Source organism: Bradyrhizobium sp. USDA 4501 (genome assembly GCF_054062115.1).
The window spans coordinates 3015001-3031637 of the sequence record NZ_JBSSEX010000001.1 but is presented as its reverse complement, the minus strand read 5'-3'; the positions used below and the strand labels follow the sequence as shown (position 1 = coordinate 3031637).

The 16637-nt window shown below is 65.2% G+C and carries 15 protein-coding genes; 5 read left to right on the top strand and 10 right to left on the bottom strand.

Translation table 11 applies throughout. From position 1 onward, the window contains the following. Positions 1-9 precede the first annotated feature (9 nt). The 5 genes from ACVWZM_RS13885 to ACVWZM_RS13865 all read right to left on the bottom strand — a co-directional run bounded on the left by ACVWZM_RS13885 (position 10) and on the right by ACVWZM_RS13865 (position 3877). Positions 10-954: a DUF1259 domain-containing protein gene (locus ACVWZM_RS13885; RefSeq protein WP_456853550.1), complete on the bottom strand. Its 945-nt coding sequence runs from the start codon at positions 952-954 to the stop codon at positions 10-12. A 44-nt stretch (positions 955-998) separates the two neighbouring features. Beyond that, the gene (locus ACVWZM_RS13880; RefSeq protein WP_057016094.1) at positions 999-1304 is read right to left on the bottom strand and encodes a hypothetical protein; all 306 of its coding nucleotides are present in this window, start codon (positions 1302-1304) and stop codon (positions 999-1001) included. A 74-nt stretch (positions 1305-1378) separates the two neighbouring features. Continuing rightward, the gene (locus ACVWZM_RS13875) at positions 1379-1612 is read right to left on the bottom strand and encodes a hypothetical protein (RefSeq protein ID WP_057016095.1); all 234 of its coding nucleotides are present in this window, start codon (positions 1610-1612) and stop codon (positions 1379-1381) included. Between the two features lie 58 nt (positions 1613-1670). Then, positions 1671-3062, bottom strand: coding sequence for a chromate efflux transporter (gene chrA, locus ACVWZM_RS13870; protein WP_456853548.1), 1392 nt, complete (start codon positions 3060-3062; stop codon positions 1671-1673). Further along, a complete protein-coding gene (locus ACVWZM_RS13865) occupies positions 3059-3877 on the bottom strand; it encodes a chromate resistance protein ChrB domain-containing protein (RefSeq protein WP_456853546.1) in 819 nt (272 codons plus the stop codon). The genes chrA and ACVWZM_RS13865 overlap by 4 nt, the downstream gene beginning before the upstream one ends. Before the next feature lie 343 nt (positions 3878-4220). Between ACVWZM_RS13865 and ACVWZM_RS13860 the strand changes: the two genes are divergently transcribed. From ACVWZM_RS13860 to ACVWZM_RS13845, 4 genes are all read left to right on the top strand, one after another. Beyond that, positions 4221-4574 carry a hypothetical protein gene (locus ACVWZM_RS13860; RefSeq protein ID WP_233475790.1) on the top strand — a complete coding sequence of 118 codons (354 nt, stop codon included), beginning with the start codon at positions 4221-4223 and terminating at the stop codon, positions 4572-4574. A gap of 97 nt (positions 4575-4671) precedes the next feature. Next, positions 4672-4950 (top strand): metal/formaldehyde-sensitive transcriptional repressor, encoded by a 279-nt coding sequence (locus tag ACVWZM_RS13855; RefSeq protein ID WP_016847064.1) that lies wholly within the window; start codon positions 4672-4674, stop codon positions 4948-4950. 5 nt (positions 4951-4955) lie between these two features. Beyond that, on the top strand, positions 4956-6020 hold the full coding sequence (locus ACVWZM_RS13850; protein ID WP_229191810.1) for a nickel/cobalt efflux transporter: 1065 nt from the start codon (positions 4956-4958) through the stop codon (positions 6018-6020). Positions 6021-6186: 166 nt separating this feature from the next. After that, positions 6187-7275: a Cj0069 family protein gene (locus ACVWZM_RS13845; protein WP_456853544.1), complete on the top strand. Its 1089-nt coding sequence runs from the start codon at positions 6187-6189 to the stop codon at positions 7273-7275. 355 nt (positions 7276-7630) lie between these two features. On the opposite strand, the gene maiA is transcribed toward ACVWZM_RS13845, so the two are convergent. The 3 genes from maiA to metF form a co-directional block, all read right to left on the bottom strand. Continuing rightward, the gene (maiA, locus tag ACVWZM_RS13840) at positions 7631-8290 is read right to left on the bottom strand and encodes a maleylacetoacetate isomerase (protein ID WP_316398134.1); all 660 of its coding nucleotides are present in this window, start codon (positions 8288-8290) and stop codon (positions 7631-7633) included. Between the two features lie 380 nt (positions 8291-8670). Next, positions 8671-12525 (bottom strand): methionine synthase, encoded by a 3855-nt coding sequence (gene metH, locus ACVWZM_RS13835; protein WP_456853542.1) that lies wholly within the window; start codon positions 12523-12525, stop codon positions 8671-8673. Positions 12526-12528: 3 nt separating this feature from the next. Further along, complete coding sequence (metF, locus tag ACVWZM_RS13830; protein WP_057016102.1) at positions 12529-13443, bottom strand: methylenetetrahydrofolate reductase [NAD(P)H]; 915 nt, start codon at positions 13441-13443, stop codon at positions 12529-12531. Positions 13444-13833: 390 nt separating this feature from the next. On the opposite strand from metF, the gene ACVWZM_RS13825 reads away from it, so the two are divergent. Then, entirely contained in the window at positions 13834-14853 is a 1020-nt protein-coding gene (locus ACVWZM_RS13825; RefSeq protein WP_057016103.1) for an LLM class flavin-dependent oxidoreductase, read from the top strand. Between the two features lie 86 nt (positions 14854-14939). On the opposite strand, the gene ACVWZM_RS13820 is transcribed toward ACVWZM_RS13825, so the two are convergent. Both ACVWZM_RS13820 and ACVWZM_RS13815 read right to left on the bottom strand, forming a co-directional pair. Next, positions 14940-15800: a prephenate dehydratase gene (locus ACVWZM_RS13820; RefSeq protein ID WP_076824865.1), complete on the bottom strand. Its 861-nt coding sequence runs from the start codon at positions 15798-15800 to the stop codon at positions 14940-14942. A gap of 21 nt (positions 15801-15821) precedes the next feature. Then, a complete protein-coding gene (locus tag ACVWZM_RS13815) occupies positions 15822-16562 on the bottom strand; it encodes a 3-deoxy-manno-octulosonate cytidylyltransferase (RefSeq protein WP_456853540.1) in 741 nt (246 codons plus the stop codon). Positions 16563-16637 lie beyond the last annotated feature (75 nt).

Genomic DNA, 16637 nt, shown 5'->3' with positions numbered 1-16637 from the left:
AGACCAGGGTCAACTTTTTGTCGTGGCCGTCTTATCGAGCGCGGCACGCAGGCCCTTGGCGAGCTTGACGGCGTCGTCATTGGCCCAGAAATGCATGAAGAACAGGCGCGGCTGTTCGTCCAGCATGTGGCTGTGCAGCGCGGTGACGTCGATGCCGTGCGTCCGCAACGCCATGATGACGGGGTCGACCTCGTCATTTGTCAGCACGAAATCGCCGGTGATCGCCGCCTTGCCGCCGCCGGTCGGTTGGAAGTTGATGCCGATGGCGACGCCCATCGGGCCAACCGGGCTTAACGCCATGCCCTGTTCGGTGATCGGATCGCGACGGGGCACGTTGAACTGATAGACGCCGCCATTGGCCTGGCCCTTGACGCCGATGATCTGATCGAGCTGTGCAGTATCGAGATCGATGGCCGGCGGCGGCGCGGCCGGCGCCGCGGCCTTGAGCGGCGTCTTGCTTTCGGCGAGGCCATCCCGGATCGCGGCGGCGATCTTGACCGGGTCGCCGTGACCGGCGACGTGCATGTAGAAGGTGGCCGGGCTCGCGCCGAGCAAATGGTTGTGCACGGCCGTGATCTGCAGGCCGTTGCCGATCATCTTCAGCATGACGGGGTTGATTTCGGATTCGAGCAGCACCAGGTCGCCCATCGCCATGACGTCGTCGTGCATGGGTTTGAAGGCGACCCAGCCGCCGAGCGCCAGCGCCGGCTTGATGGTGACGCCGTCGAGCGTCACCGTCAGATCGCTCCGCGGAAAGCCGTAGCGATGCACGTCACCGGTGACCGCGGGCTTTCTGCCCAGCATGTCGTCGACCTTCTGCCAATCGATCGCCTGCGCATGTGCCGACGAGACGAACGGCTCGGTGAACACCTGCCAGTCGATCTTTTGCGCGCTCCCGCCGGTGGCGAAGAGGCAGGCACCGACGCCGATCAGCGCCGAAATCGTATGTCGCATTGGATTGCTCCCTTGAACCTCTTTCGATGCTTCGGATCGTGGCTCTATTGCTTCGAGAGCCCGACAATGGTGCGGAACCCGGCGATGTTCTGCACCGCGATTTCGACGGGATCGCCGAAGCGGACGGCATTGAAGATCAGGCCGTCCTGGACCTTGAACGGTTCGGTCCGGTCCGGAGATAACCGGATGAGCAGCGTGTCGTTGCGTTCATCGACGCGATCGACGACGCCGCGCAGCGTCTCGCTCGCTTGCGGGTGGACCATCGCCGCTTGCATTGTAACGGCCGCGTCTTGCCGCTCATCGAGGGCGGCCGGCGCTGCCAGGGTTGCGCCCGGCCCCAGCACCGCCATGCACAGGGCCACAATTGCTCTCATCATGATTATCACTCCATCGATTAGTTGACGGCTTTCGCGCGCGCGGGCACTCAGTCCCGCTCCTTGACCTGGCCGCTGCTGTCGATCACGAGCCGCACCGGCTTGCCGTTCTTCATCGCCTTCGCCGTCGTGCCTTCGGCCGTCGACTTGACCTCGCTGATCTCGGCGTAGCCGGCGGCGCGAAGTTTTGCGACGAGTTCGTCCTGCGTCAGGGCATGGGCCGGCATGACGGCGCCCGCGATCGTCAGGACGAGAATCAAACGGGAGAGTCGTCGTGTCTGCATGGTTGTTCTCCTGGTTGTGTTGTGCTGCCCCAGGTTCTCAAGCTGCGCGCCGTTCCGCTCAGATGATGCCGACAAGGCGCAGCAGTACGCCCGTGATGCAGGAGGCGGCGAGGACGCTGATCATCCCCGCATTGAAGCGGAAGATCGCGATCGCGGCGGCGATCGACAGCGCCATCGCCGGCCAGTCGAGGCTGGCAGGCACCGGCGCGTCGAACGACAGGCCTAGCCCGTGCACCGGGAATGTTTGCCGAAACAGCGTGTGCAGCGCGAACCAGATCGACAGATTGAGGATCACGCCGACCACGGCGGCGGTGATCGCCGAAAGCGCGCCCGCCAGCGCGTTGTTGCCGCGCAGCGCCTCGATGTAGGGCGCCCCGACGAAGATCCACAGGAAGCACGGCGTGAACGTCACCCAGGTCGCGAGCAACCCGCCGAGGGTGGCGGCCAACATCGGCGACAGCCCGCTTGCCTCGCGGAACGCGGCCATGAAGCCCACGAACTGTACCACCATGATCAGCGGTCCGGGCGTGGTCTCGGCCATGCCGAGCCCGTCCAGCATCTCGCGCGGGCTGACCCAGTGATAATAGTCGGCGGCCTGTTGCGCGACATAGGCAAGCACGGCGTAGGCGCCGCCGAACGTCACCATCGCCATCTTGCTGAAGAAGATCGCGATCTGGGTGAACACGTCGCCGGGCCCGAGCGCAATCAGCAGGGCGAACACCGGCACCAGCCAGAGCGCGAGCCAGATGGCGCCGACCCGCAAAGTGCGCGATGCGTTGGGACGGACATGGTCCGGCACCGCTTCACCGAGCATGCTGTCGATCACGGCGGAATTCTTGCCGCCATGCTCGATCGCCGCAAATTCGCTCCGGCCGAGACGTGCGCCGACCAGCCCTGTGACCGCGGCGGCGCCGATGATCAGCGGAAACGGCACGGCGAAGAAGAAGATCGCGACAAAGGCGATCGCCGCGAGCGCGATCATCACCCGGTTGCGCAGCGCGCGCTTGCCGACCCGCACCACGGCCTGGATCACGATGGCGAGCACCGCCGCCTTCAGGCCGAAGAACAGCGCCTCGACAAACCCGACATTGCCATACGCCGCGTAGATATAGCTGAGGCCCATGATGGCGAAGATGCCGGGCAGGATGAACAGCCCGCCCGCCACGATGCCGCCGAGCGTCCGATGCAGCAGCCAGCCGATATAGGTCGCCAGCTGCTGCGCCTCCGGCCCCGGCAGCAGCATGCAGTAATTGAGGGCGTGCAGGAAACGCCCCTCGGATATCCAGTTCTTCTCCTCGACCAGGATGCGATGCATTACCGCGATCTGGCCGGCCGGTCCGCCAAAGCTCAGGATGGCGACGCGTATCCAGACCAGCAGCGCCTCGTTGAAGGAGATGCCGTGCGCGGGTTCATGCCCGCGCGCTTTCGCTGTCGTTGCGACGTCGGTCATGGCTTCACCTTGCTGGTCGGCCAGTTGTGCGTCTCCTTGGTCGCGTCGCGGCACCATCGGTAGAAGGCGTCGTAGAGCAGCAGCCCGGCGCTCAACTGCTCGAGGTCGTCGTCGAACATGCGCGACAGGCCGAGCGAGGCGGCGAGCAGCCCGGGCGCCTCCGGCGAAAGCTCGAGCCGCGCGGTATCGGCCGCCCGCACCATCGTCGCGAGCCGCTCCAGCGCCGGCGTCGCGAGGCCGAATTCCTTGACCATCACGTCGAAGGTGCAGAGCTCACCGCGATGGCTCCAGAACACGTTCTCGATGTCGAACGGCGTGGCGTCGAACCGTTCGGCGACCGCCTCGACCTCCGCCGATGTGACGAACAGGAACACGGCCGCGGGATCGACGAAGCGGCGGATCAGCCATGGACAGGCGATGCGGTCGATCTTCGGCCGCGATCGCGTCACCCAGACGGTGCGGCCCCGCCCGTCGCGTTTCGGAATCTTGTCGGCGGGAACGGTCGGTAGCTCCGCTTCCCGCCAGCCGAGGTGGCCGCCCTCGAGAATCTCGGCCGCGATGTTGCTGCAGCGGAGCCAGGCGGCGGTGCCTTCCGAAAGCTTTTGTCCCTTCTGGCAGATCACGACCACGGACTGCCCGGTGAAACGGGAAGCCCAGTCCTGGACGTCGAGATGGGAGTAGCGGACCGCGCCCGGAATCAAGCGCGGATCGGCGGCGAAGTCTTCATCGAGACGAACGTCGACAAGCGTCGGCGCCTTCGCCGTGCCGATGAGACGGGACAATTTTTCTGATGAGATCGATGTGTATGACGACATGGTGCGCCCTTGGTGACAGGACGCGATTCTTGGGCATGTCGCCTCGCGGGGAGATCGCACATCCCCGTAGCCACATCAAAAACCCTGATCTCCGGGCTGTCAACCTGACTTTGCCAAATCCCGCAGCTACCGCCGATCGACAGTCACGAAAACTTCATCGCGCAGCTTGGAACAAGCGTTCGTGGATCAGGCCGATGGGGTCACCTCTCCATCTCCGGCGAGTTGCGAATAGGAACATACAATTCGCTGCCGAGTTGCGCGGTGGCAGGGACCAACTCAGGTAGATGCCGACACCGCGAACGTGTCGCGCTCCCGCCTGCATTCATTGGAGCAATGCCGATTGATGGACAGTCATTGTTGGCATGCGACGCCTGTTGCCCTCGTTATGCTGCTCATCACAACAACCGGCGGCGCTCTCGCCCACGATCACCAGCACCCCGAATTGAACGGTTGGTATGAGGGCTTGCATAGCAGCAAGGGTCCCTGCTGCGATGGCACGGATGCGCAGCACATCGACGACGTCGACTGGGAAACCAGGAACGGCCATTATCGGGTGCGCATCGATGGCGAGTGGGTTGACGTACCCAACGAAGCCGTCGTGCCCGGGCCGAACCTGTCCGGCCGACCCATCGTGTGGCCCTATTACATAGACGGTCATCCGAAGGCGCGCTGCTTCATGCCTGGCAGCATGGGCTGACGCCCGCCGCTGACATCCCGCCGCCATGTCTCGATGCGCGCCCCGGTTGGCCGACAGCATGGTTGACCGATATAGGATACCCCCCTATATTACTTTCATGTCGCATACCATCAAGCACAAGTCCAAGCTCGTCGGCCGGGTTCGCCGCATCAAGGGCCAGCTGGAGGCCGTCGAGCGCGCACTGGAGTCCGAGATTGGTTGTGCCGACGTGCTGATGCTGGTGGCCTCGGTCCGCGGCGCCATCAACGGGCTAACCGCGGAATTGCTCGAGGATCACATCCGCCACCACGTCGTGGATCCTGCCCGGGAAAAGGATCCGGAGAAGGCGCAGGGCGCCGCGGACCTGATCGACGTCGTTCGTACCTATTTGAAGTGAGCGCCATGACCGACCTGTCTCAGCTGCTCCAGCAGAGCAGTGCCCATGCATGGCTGTTCGTGCCCAGTGCGATCCTGCTCGGCGCGTTGCACGGGCTCGAGCCCGGCCACTCCAAGACGATGATGGCGGCCTTCATCATCGCGATCCGCGGCACGGTGGTGCAGGCGGCGCTGCTCGGCGTGGCGGCGACGATCTCGCACACCGCCATCGTCTGGCTGGTCGCGCTCGCCGGGCTTCACTTCGGCCAGCAATGGTCCGGAGAACGCAGCGAAGCCTGGCTGCAACTGGCCTCGGCGGTGATCATCATCGCGATCGCGGCCTGGATGGCCTGGCGCACCTGGCGCGAGCAGGCTGCCGAACACGATCATCACCATCATCACGACGAAACGCGCCAGCTGGTCCTGGCCGGACAATCGCTGTCGCTCGAGGTCTTCGAGGACGGCGTGCCGCCGCGCTGGCGGTTGCGAAGCGAGGCCGGAGCGCTGCCGGCGGCCGGCGACGTTGACGTCGTGACGATCCGCCCCGACGGCAGCGAGCAACGCTTTCGCTTCGCCGACAGGGACGGCTATCTGGAAAGCATCGACGAAATTCCGGAGCCGCATGCCTTCAAGGCGCGCGTCTCGGTGCGCGCGGACATGGTGGAAGTCCTGTTCGAGGAGCATGACCATGCGCACATGAATCTCGGCGACGAGGACGACGCGCATGCGCGCGCGCACGCCGCCGACATCCGCAAGCGCTTTGCCGGACGCACCGTCACGACATGGCAGATTATCCTGTTCGGCCTGACCGGCGGGCTGATTCCGTGTCCGGCGGCGATCACCGTGCTGCTGCTCTGTCTCCAGCTCAAGCAGTTCAGCCTCGGCTTCGTGCTGGTGCTTTGCTTCGGCATCGGGCTTGCGCTCACCATGGTCTCTGCCGGTGTTGCGGCCGCGCTCAGCCTGCGTCATGTCGAACGTCATTGGGCCGGTTTCAGCCGCTTTGCCCATCGCGCCCCCTACGTGTCGGCCGCGCTGATCGTGCTCGTCGGCCTCTACACGGGCTGGCTCGGGTTGCACGGGATCACGGCCTGATCCGGGATCACGGCGTGATCCGGGATCGTGGCCTGATCCGCTTCGCCCCACTTCCATCTTGAAACCTGCGCGCGGTGGTCTAGATTTGCCCCAAGGGGACAAGGCAGACTCCCCGTGAGACCTCGGTCCAAGCTCTGCGCGACATTCACCGTCGTGGAGCTTTCACATGGACACCCAACCACACACACGTCTTCGTTCCGAAAATCGTCGTTGCAAAATCGCCATCCTGTCGCGTGGCGACGCCGCGTCGCGCCGGGAGGCGACCCCACAAAACAGCCGTTTCGTCCGCGTCTTCGAAGCGCTCGCCGCTTCGGGCATCGAGGCCGTTCCCGTTGTCTATGACGAGACGTTCGCCGATGCCGTCCGCGACCAATTGCTGACGATGGACGGCGTTCTCGTCTGGGTCGATCCGATCCATCAGGGCAAGACGCGCGCCGCCCTCGATCCGCTGCTGCGCGAGGTCGCGGCGAAGGGACCATGGGTCAGCGCGCATCCCGACGTCATCCTCAAGATGGGCGTCAAGGACGTGCTGTACCGGACGCGTCACCTCGGCTGGGGCGCCGACACCCATCGATACGCGACGGTCGATGCGTTCCGCGCCGAATTTCCCTCGCGCTTGCGCGCGGGTGGTCCGCGCGTGCTCAAACAGAACCGCGGTAATGGCGGGCAGGGCGTCTGGAAGGTGGAAACCGTGCCAAAGACCGACGCGACGATTCGCGTGCTGCATGCGCTGCGCGGCAGCCAGCCGGAGGAGATGCCGCTGGCAGACTTCATGGCGCGCTGCGAGCAATATTTCGGCTGGGGCGGCTGCATCATCGATCAGGCTTTCCAGCCGCGCCTGCCCGAGGGCATGATCCGTTGCTATGTCAGCGCAGCGAAGGTCGCAGGCTTCGGGCACCAATTGATCAAGGCCCTGATCCCGCCGCCCCCGCAAGGCCCGGATTCTCCGGAAGCCCAACCCGGACCGCGCATCATGCACGGCCCCGATGCGCCGCAATTCCAGGCACTGCGAAGGTTGATGGAGGACGAATGGATCCCGCAAATGATGGCCGCGCTGACGATCGATGAGACGTCGCTGCCGGTGATCTGGGATGCCGATTTCCTCTACGGTCCACGCGATGCTGATGGCGCCGACACCTACGTGCTCTGCGAGATCAACGCGAGCTCGTGCTTCGCGATCCCCGACGAAGCGCCGGCGGCGATCGCGCAGACGGTCAGGGATCGCATCGGTCGGAACATGGCGAGCGGGAGGTGAGCACGCCCTGCAGGCTTCCTCTTTCTACCCATTGCTCGGGGCCCATGGGTGCGATCGGCACCCGGCTTTCCCTGCGCCCTCCGTTCAAGAGAGGGCGGAGCAAAAGACAAAGCTCGGACAAATCATGTCGCGAGAACGCGGAAGTGTGTCACAGACGACGCCAGACATTCGGTGTCGTCACTGCGAAAGCAGGGACCCAGAACCACCGATGGTCATTGTTGAGCAGTGCTGCAACGACGAGTCCCATCCACAACATCCGCCGCGGAGTATGGGTCCCGGCCTTCGCCGGGACGACGATCGAGAGAACCGCGCACACGTTTGCGCCTCTGCCTGTCCTTTGCAGCGCGTCCGCAAACTACTTCGCCCGCATCGCTTCCGGTGTATCCGGTTGCGCGGACGGATGCGCCTTGGCGAACGCCGGCAGCGCCATGGCGGTCTCGTGGATGCGCTTCACGGTCGGCCAGGGCGACAGGCTGATCTGCTGGTTGATCGCCGCCGTGACATGGCCGACCAGGCAGATGTCGGCAAGGGTGGGCGCATCGCCGTGACAGAACCGGCCGGTCGCCTTGTGGCCGGCGAGGTGCCCCTCGAGCGCCGCCAGCGTCTCGACCGTCCAGTGCCGCCGCCACGCGTTCTGCTGGCTGTCGCGCAGATCGAGCTCGCGGTCGAGATAGCGCCGCACCCGCGGCGTCAGCAGCGGATGGCCCTCGCAGGCGACGATCAGCGCCAGCCCGCGCACCCGGGCGCGGCCGAGCGCATCTGCCGGCAGCAGCGGCGGGCTCGGGTAGGTCTCGTCGAGCCAGTTGATGATCGCGAGCGACTGGAACAGCACCGTGCCGTCGTCGGTCACCAGCGCCGGCAGCGCCATCTGCGGATTGATCTTGCGATAGGCATCGGTGCGATGCGCGTCCGCATCGAGATCGACGAAGACGACGTCGGCGGCCACGCCCTTGAGGCTGAGCGCAATCCGCACCCGAAAGCTCGCCAGCGAGCGCCAGAACGAGAAGAACTGCATGGAGTGCACCCCGCATTTCTTCCCCTCTCCCCTTGTGGGAGAGGGTGGACGCGATGCAAGGCATCGCGGACGGGTGAGGGGTCTGTCTCCGCGGATAGAGACCCCTCATCCGTCGCGGACTTTGTCCGCGACACCTTCTCCCACAAGGGGAGAAGGGAAGAAAGGTCTATCCAGACCCGTAGCCCGGATGAAGCGCAAGCGAAATCCAGGGCCGGTCCGTGTTCCGTCGCAGTCTATCCCGGATTACGCTTCGCTGCATCCGGGCTACGGCACTCCAATACGTCATGCCCGGGCTTGACCCGGGCATCCATCAATCTTCGGAAGTGTTTTTGAAGATGGATCGCCGGGTCAACCCCGGCGATGACACGTGTCGAGGAGGCCTACCCAGCCCCCACCTTCTTCTTGCGCCAGGCGAGATGCACGGCGCAGGTGCAGCCCTGCGGATGCGAGGCCAGCTCCGCGTCGTTGGCGGGCGTCGCGGCGGGCGCGATCGCCGATCCCTTGGCGCCGTCCTGCGAGGGGATGTAGTTCAAGACCGGCGCCAGCCAGCGCTCGATCTCGGCGACCGTCATGGCCTTGCGCGTGGCGTAGTCCTCGACCTGGTCGCGCTCGATCTTGCCGACGCCGAAGTAGAAGCTTTCGGGATGCGAGAAGTAGAGGCCCGAGACCGACGAGCCCGGCCACATCGCAAAGCTCTCGGTCAGCTTCACGCCGGCGGTGTTCTCGGCATCGAGCAGCGCGAACAGCGTCCGCTTCTCGGTGTGGTCGGGCTGCGCCGGATAGCCCGGCGCCGGGCGGATGCCGTCATATTTCTCGAGGATCAGTTCGTCCGCCGACCAGGTCTCATCGGGCGCATAGGCCCAGAACTCCTTGCGCACGCGCTGGTGCATGCGTTCGGCGAAGGCTTCGGCCAGGCGATCGGCCAGCGCCTTGCACAGGATCGAGGAGTAGTCGTCATTGGCGTTCTTGAAGCGGTCGGCGACCGCATCCTCGCCGATCCCCGCGGTGACGACGAAGCCGCCGATATAGTCGGCGATGCCGGTTTCTTTCGGCGCGATGAAGTCGGACAGCGCTGCGTTGAAGCGGCCCTCGCGCTTCTCGAGCTGCTGGCGCAGCGTATGGAAGGTCGCGATCTTCTGCTTCCGCGTCTCGTCGGCATAGACCTCGATGTCGTCGCCGACGGCGTTCGCCGGCCAGAAGCCGACGGTGGCGCGGGCGGTGAACCACTTCTCCTTGATGATGGTGTTCAGCATCTTGCGCGCGTCGGCATAGAGCGAGCGCGCGACCTCGCCGACCTTGGGGTCGTCGAGGATCGCCGGGAAGCGGCCGGTCAGCTCCCAGGTCTGGAAGAACGGCGTCCAGTCGATGTAGTCGGCGAGCTCGGCAAGATCGTAGGCGTCGAAGCTCTTCAGCCCGAAGAAGGCCGGCTTTTTCGGCGGCGCCGCCGCAAAATCGATCGCGACCTTGTTGGCGCGGGCCTCGCCAAGCTTCAGCCGCTTCTTGTCGGCCTGGGCGCGGAAATGCGCCGTCGAGATTTTTGCGTATTCGGCGCGTACCTCGGCGGCGTAGGCCTGCCTCTTCTCGGCCGACAGCAGCGAGGAGGCAACGCCGACGGCACGGCTCGCGTCATTGACGTGCACGACCGGGCCGCCCGGATAGTTCGGGTCGATCTTCACGGCGGTGTGCACGCGGCTCGTGGTGGCGCCGCCGATCAAAAGCGGCAGGTTCATGCCCTGCCGTTGCAACTCGCCGGCGAGGAAGCTCATCTCGTCGAGCGAGGGCGTGATCAGGCCGGACAGGCCGATGATGTCGGCGCCTTCGGCCTTCGCGGTCTCGATGATCTTGTTGGCAGGCACCATGACGCCGAGGTCGATGACCTCGAAATTGTTGCATTGGAGCACGATGCCGACGATGTTCTTGCCGATGTCGTGGACGTCGCCCTTCACCGTCGCGAGCACGATCTTGCCCGCGGCGTTGCGGCCGCCGGTGATGCCGTTGGCGAGATTGCGGGCCTTCTCCTCCTCCATGAACGGCATCAGATAGGCGACCGCCTGCTTCATCACGCGGGCCGACTTCACGACTTGCGGCAGGAACATCTTGCCGTCGCCGAACAGGTCGCCGACCACGTTCATGCCGGCCATCAGCGGCCCCTCGATGACGTCGAGCGGACGGGACGCGTTCTGGCGGGCGGCCTCGGTATCCTGCTCGATGAACTCGGTGATGCCGTGCACCAACGCGTGGGACAGCCGCTTCTCGACCGGCCATTCGCGCCAGGCGAGATCTTGCTCCTTGGTCTGCTTCTCCTTGCCGCGGAATTTCTCGGCCAGCGCCAGGAGCCGCTCGGAGGCGCCGGGATCGCGGTTGAGGATCACGTCCTCGCAGGTCTGGCGCAGCTCGGGGTCGATGTCGTCATAGACGATCATCTGCCCGGCATTGACGATGCCCATGTCCATGCCGGCATGGATCGCGTGATACAGGAACACCGAGTGCATCGCCTCTCGCACCGGCTCGTTGCCGCGGAACGAGAACGACAGGTTGGAGACGCCGCCGGAGATGTGGGCGCCCGGCAGGTTCGCCCGGATCCAGCGCGTCGCTTCGATGAAGTCGACGCCGTAATTGTTGTGCTCCTCGAGGCCGGTCGCGATCGCAAAAATATTCGGATCGAAGATGATGTCCTCGGGCGGGAAGTCGAGCCGGCCGACCAGGATGTCGTAGGCGCGCTTGCTGATCTCGGTCTTGCGCTTGAACGTGTCGGCCTGGCCGGTCTCGTCGAACGCCATCACCACCACGGCGGCGCCGTGGCGCTTGGCGACGGTCGCCTCATGGATGAACTTCTCCTCGCCTTCCTTAAGCGAGACCGAGTTCACGATCGGCTTGCCCTGGATGCATTTCAGGCCGGCCTCGATGACGTGGAATTTCGAGGAATCGACCATCACGGGCACGCGCGCGATGTCGGGCTCGGCGGCGACGAGGTTGAGGAACGTCACCATCGCCGCTTCGGAATCGAGCAGGCCCTCGTCCATGTTGACGTCGATGACCTGGGCGCCGTTCTCGACCTGGTCGCGCGCGACCTGCAGCGCGGCGGTGTAGTCGCCGGCGGTGATCAGCTTGCGGAAGCGCGCCGAGCCGGTGACGTTAGTGCGCTCGCCGACATTCACGAACGGGATCGCGTCGGTCAGCGTGAACGGCTCGAGGCCGGAGAGCCTGAGCCGCGGCGCGATCTCGGGCACCACGCGCGGCTTGTGCGGGGCGACCGCCTTGGCGATCGCCGCGATATGGTCGGGCGTGGTGCCGCAGCAGCCGCCGACGATGTTGACGAGGCCGGCGGCCGCGAATTCGCCGATCAGCCGCGCCATGTAGTCCGGCGTCTCGTCATACTGGCCGAATTCGTTGGGCAGGCCGGCGTTCGGGTATGCACACACGAGCGTGTCGGCGACGCGGCCGATATCGGCGATATGCGCGCGCAGATCCTCGGCGCCGAGCGCGCAGTTGAAGCCGATCGTGATCGGCCTTGCGTGCCGCACCGAATGCCAGAACGCCTCCGGCAACTGGCCGGAGAGCAGGCGGCCGGACTTGTCAGTGATGGTGCCGGAAATCATCACGGGCACGTCGATGCCGCGCTCCTCGATGATCTCGGAAATCGCGTACAGCGCCGCCTTGGCGTTCAGCGTGTCGAAGATGGTCTCGACCAGCAGCAGATCGGCGCCGCCGTCGAGCAGGCCCTTGGCCTGTTCGCCATAGGCCTTGCGCAGATCGTCGAAGGTCACCGCGCGATAGCCGGGATTGGAAACGTCGGGCGAGATCGAGGCGGTGCGGTTGGTCGGGCCGAGTGCGCCGGCGACAAAGCGCGGCTTGCCGTCCTCGGCGCTCACCCGCTCGGCGGCGGTGCGCGCCAGCCGGGCGCCCTGCAGGTTCAGCTCATAGGCGAGGTCCGACATGTCGTAGTCGGCCTGCGCGATCGAGGTCGAGGAGAAGGTGTTGGTCGCGACGATGTCGGCACCGGCGCGCAGATATGCGGCGTGGATGTCCGTGATCGCATCGGGCTGGGTCAGGATCAGTAGATCGTTGTTGCCCTTGATGTCGCGGTGGAAGTCCGCAAACCGCGCGCCGCGGAAGGCGGCTTCGTCGAACTGCAGGCCCTGGATCATCGTGCCCATGGCGCCGTCGAGCACCAGGATGCGCTCGCGGGCAGCCGCGAGCAAAGCGTTACGCTTGGGGGAAACGGGAACGGACATGTGTCAGGCAGCTTTCTGGGCACCGTTCGGCCGGATGCCGAGCAGGTGGCTGATCGCGAACACGAGGTCCGCGCGGTTCATGGTGTAGAAGTGGAAGGTGTCGACGCCGTGCTTGAACAGCTTCTGCACCTGGCCGGCGGCGACGGTGGCGGCAACCAGCTTGCGAGTCTCGGCGTCGTTGTCGAGGCCCTCGAACTTCTCGGCGAGCCAGTCCGGCACGCTGGTGCCAGCGCGCGTCACGAAATTGCGCGCCTGCTTGAAATTGTGCATCGGCATGATGCCCGGCACGATCGGAATCTCGATGCCGCGCGCGCGCACCCGGTCGACATAGCGGTGGTAGAGGTCGTTGTCGAAGAACACCTGGGTGATCGCGCGCGTCGCGCCGGCGTCGACCTTGGCCTTCAGCGTGTCGATGTCGGCGTCGAAATCCTTCGCTTCCGGATGCTTCTCGGGATAGGCGGACACCGAGATCTCGATGTCGGCGTGGCGCCTCTTGATCCCGGTGACGAGTTCGGCCGAACTCTGGTAGCCGTCCGGATGGGTGAAGTAGGGCGTGCCGATGCCGCCGGGCGGATCGCCGCGCAGCGCGACGATGTGACGGACGCCGACTTCATGATAGCGGTCGACGATATCGTCGATCTCGCCGCGCGAGGCGCTGACGCAGGTCAGATGCGCGGCCGGCAGCAGATCGGTCTCGCGCAGGATGCGGGTGATGGTCGAATGGGTGCGCTCGCGGGTCGAGCCGCCGGCGCCGTAGGTGACCGAGACGAAGTTCGGCGTCAGCGGCGCCAGGCGATTGATGGTCTCCCAGAGATTGCGCTCCATCTCCTCGGTCTTCGGCGGGAAGAACTCGAAGGAGATTTTCGGCGCTTTGGGCGCACGTGGTGCGTTCGGCACGGAGGAAATGGTCTCGGTCATGATACGCAAAGGCTCCGCAACTGGAGGGCAGACATCCGGCCTGGATATGAAGGCCCCAAGATAAGCCAAACGCGTCGGATCAAACAGCCCATCGGATATGGGAAATTGCCCATTCGTGGCGCAGACCGGCAAAAATTGACTATCTGGAACATTCGGTGGGCAGTCCGCCGACTTCGCCGAAAATGACATTAACATATTGAAAAGTATAAATAAAGGAAATGATTTGCAATTGATTGGAGAGCGAAATCGATTGTGGGTAGCGTGGTACGATGATGAATCATTGCATATCGTCCCAAAGCCGACGGCTGCCGGCGCCGGCGTTCCGCCGCGGGACTGGTCTGCGCGGCCGGGGCCTTTGTCGCCTCGTGGCGCCACACTAGGTTGACGGCCATGATTCCGCTCTCCGTCCTCGACCTGTCCGTCGTCACCACCGGCACCAGGCCGGCCGCTGCGCTCCGCAACAGCATCGATCTGGCGCGCCATGTCGATGGCCTTGGCTACGTCCGCTACTGGCTCGCCGAGCACCACAACCTCGCTTCAGTCGCGAGCCCGGCGCCTGATCTGATGATCGGGCAGATCGCGGCGGTGACGGAGCATATCCGTGTCGGTTCCGGCGGCGTGATGCTGCCCAACCACGCGCCGCTGGTCGTCGCCGAGCGCTTCAAGATGCTGGAGGCGCTGTTTCCCGGCCGCATCGATCTCGGCCTCGGCCGCGCGCCCGGCACCGACGGCGCCACCGCCTACGCACTGCGCAGCCGGCTCGATCGCCGCGAAGGCGATGATTTCCTCGAGCGGCTGCACGAGCTGACCTTGTGGGAGACGCGCGATTTCCCGCCCGGCCATCCCTACAACAATGTGGTGGCGATGCCGGATGATTCGCCGCTGCCGCCGATCTGGTTGCTCGGCTCGAGCGACTATTCCGCCGAACTCGCGGCCCAGGTCGGGATGGGCTTTGCATTCGCGCATCATTTTGCCACTCACGATGCAATTGCGGCGATGACGAACTACCGCGCGGATTTCAAGCCGTCGGGCTGGCGTGCGACGCCGCAGGCGATTCTGGCGGTTGCGGTTGTTGCGGCGGAGACCGACGCTGGAGCCGAGCGGCTTGCGCTGTCGATGGATCTCAACCGGCTGCGCCGCGACCGCGGCCAGTATCTGCCGCTGCCGAGCGTCGAGGAGGCAGAGGCCTATCCCTATACCGACGCCGAGCGCGCCTCGATCGCGCGCAACCGCGCCCGCCTCTTCGTCGGCAGCCCCGCAACCGTGATGACGAAGCTGGAGCCGCTGATCGCGGCGACCCTGGCCGACGAGCTGATGGTGATATCAGCGGTCTACGACCATGCCGCGCGGAAGAAGTCGTACAGCCTGCTCGCCGAGGCGTTCGGGCTTGCCAAGACGGCGGCGGCTTGACCCCGTCATTCCGGGGCGATGCGCAGCATCGAACCCGGAATCTCGAGATTCCGGGTTCACGCTTCGCGTGCCCCGGAATGACTGCGTCAATCCTGCGTCTCGCTGAAAGTCGCGCGGAACGGATGGCCGGGATAGACGCCGACGATGCGGAATTCGCGCGAGAAGAATTTCAATTCCTCGATCGCGAACGCGAGGCCGCGCTCATCGGGGTGACCGTCGACATCGGCATAGAATTGCGTGGCGAAGAAATTGCCGTCGACCATGTAGCTTTCGAGCTTGGTCATGTTGACGCCGTTGGTGGCAAAGCCGCCCAGCGCCTTGTACAGCGCGGCGGGCAAATTGCGCACCCGGAACACGAAAGTCGTGACCAGCGGCCCCGAACCCTGCGTGGCCCACTTGGCCTCGCGCGCCAGCACCACGAAGCGGGTGGTGTTGTGGGCCTCGTCCTCGATGTCCTCGGCGAGAATGTCGAGACCGTAGATGTCGGCGGCGAGGCGGGAGGCGATCGCCGCCACGCTCTTGTCGCCGCGCTCGGAGATGTCGCGGGCGCTGCCGGCGGTGTCGGCGGCGACGATCGGCTTGATGCCGAGCTTGCGGATGACGCGGCGGCACTGGCCGAGCGCGTGGACATGGCTCTCCACACTCTTGATGTCGGCGAGCTTGGTGCCCTTGATCGCCATCAGCTGGTGGCGGATCGGCAAGAACCATTCGCCGACGATGAACAGGCCCGAGGCGGGCAACAGATGATGGATGTCGGCGACGCGGCCGGCGACCGAATTCTCGATCGGGATCATGCCGAGATCGGCCTCGCCCGAGGAAATCGCGGCCAGCGCGTCCTCGAAGGTCGGGCAGGGCATCGGCTCGGCATCGGGATAGGCCTCGACGATCGCGATATGGGAATTGGCGCCAGGCTCGCCCTGGAACGCGATTTTCAGCTTCTTGGTCATGGGTGGCCTTTTACCAGCCGGTCAGGCTTTGGAAAGTATTCTGCGGGCGGTTTCGAGATCGGCCGGGGTGTCGACGCCGCGCGGGACGGTATCGACGATGGTGACGTCGATCCGCATCCCGGCCTCCAACGCGCGGAGTTGCTCGAGCTTTTCCTGCTGCTCCAGCGGCGAGGGCGGCAGCGCCACGAACCGCTCCAGCGCGGCGCGGCGGTAGGCGTAGAGGCCGATATGATGGTAGCGCGGCCCGTCGCCATAAGGCGCGGTGGCGCGGGTGAAATACAGCGCGCGCAACCGGTTCGGCCCGATCGGCGAGCCGACTGCCTTGACGACGCTGGGGGCCTGATCCTCCTCCTCGGTATGGATGCGCGAGGCCAGGGTCGAGATGTCGACTGCGGGATCGTCGAGCGCCGGCATCACGCTGCGGATGGTCTCGGGGCTGATGGTCGGGAAATCGCCCTGCAGATTGACCACGATCTCGGCATGGCCGTCGGGGTCGAGGGTCGTCATCGCTTCATAAATCCGGTCCGAGCCGGACGGATGGTCGGGACGGGTCATTACGACCTCGCCGCCCGCAGCCTTCACCGCTGCAGCGATCTCGGCCGTGTCGGTCGCAACCGCAACCCGGCCGATGCCCGCCGCCTCGGCCCGCCGCAGCACATGGACGATCATCGGCACGCCGGCGATCTCGAGCAGCGGCTTTCCCGGAAGGCGAGTGGCGGCCATGCGGGCCGGAATCAGCACAAAGGTACGGGGTTGGGTCATTCGTGTCGGAGCCCGTCCGGCCTGCGGAAATTGCCGGGGAGGAGGTTGAATTCGGCGCGTTTATACGGGTTGCCA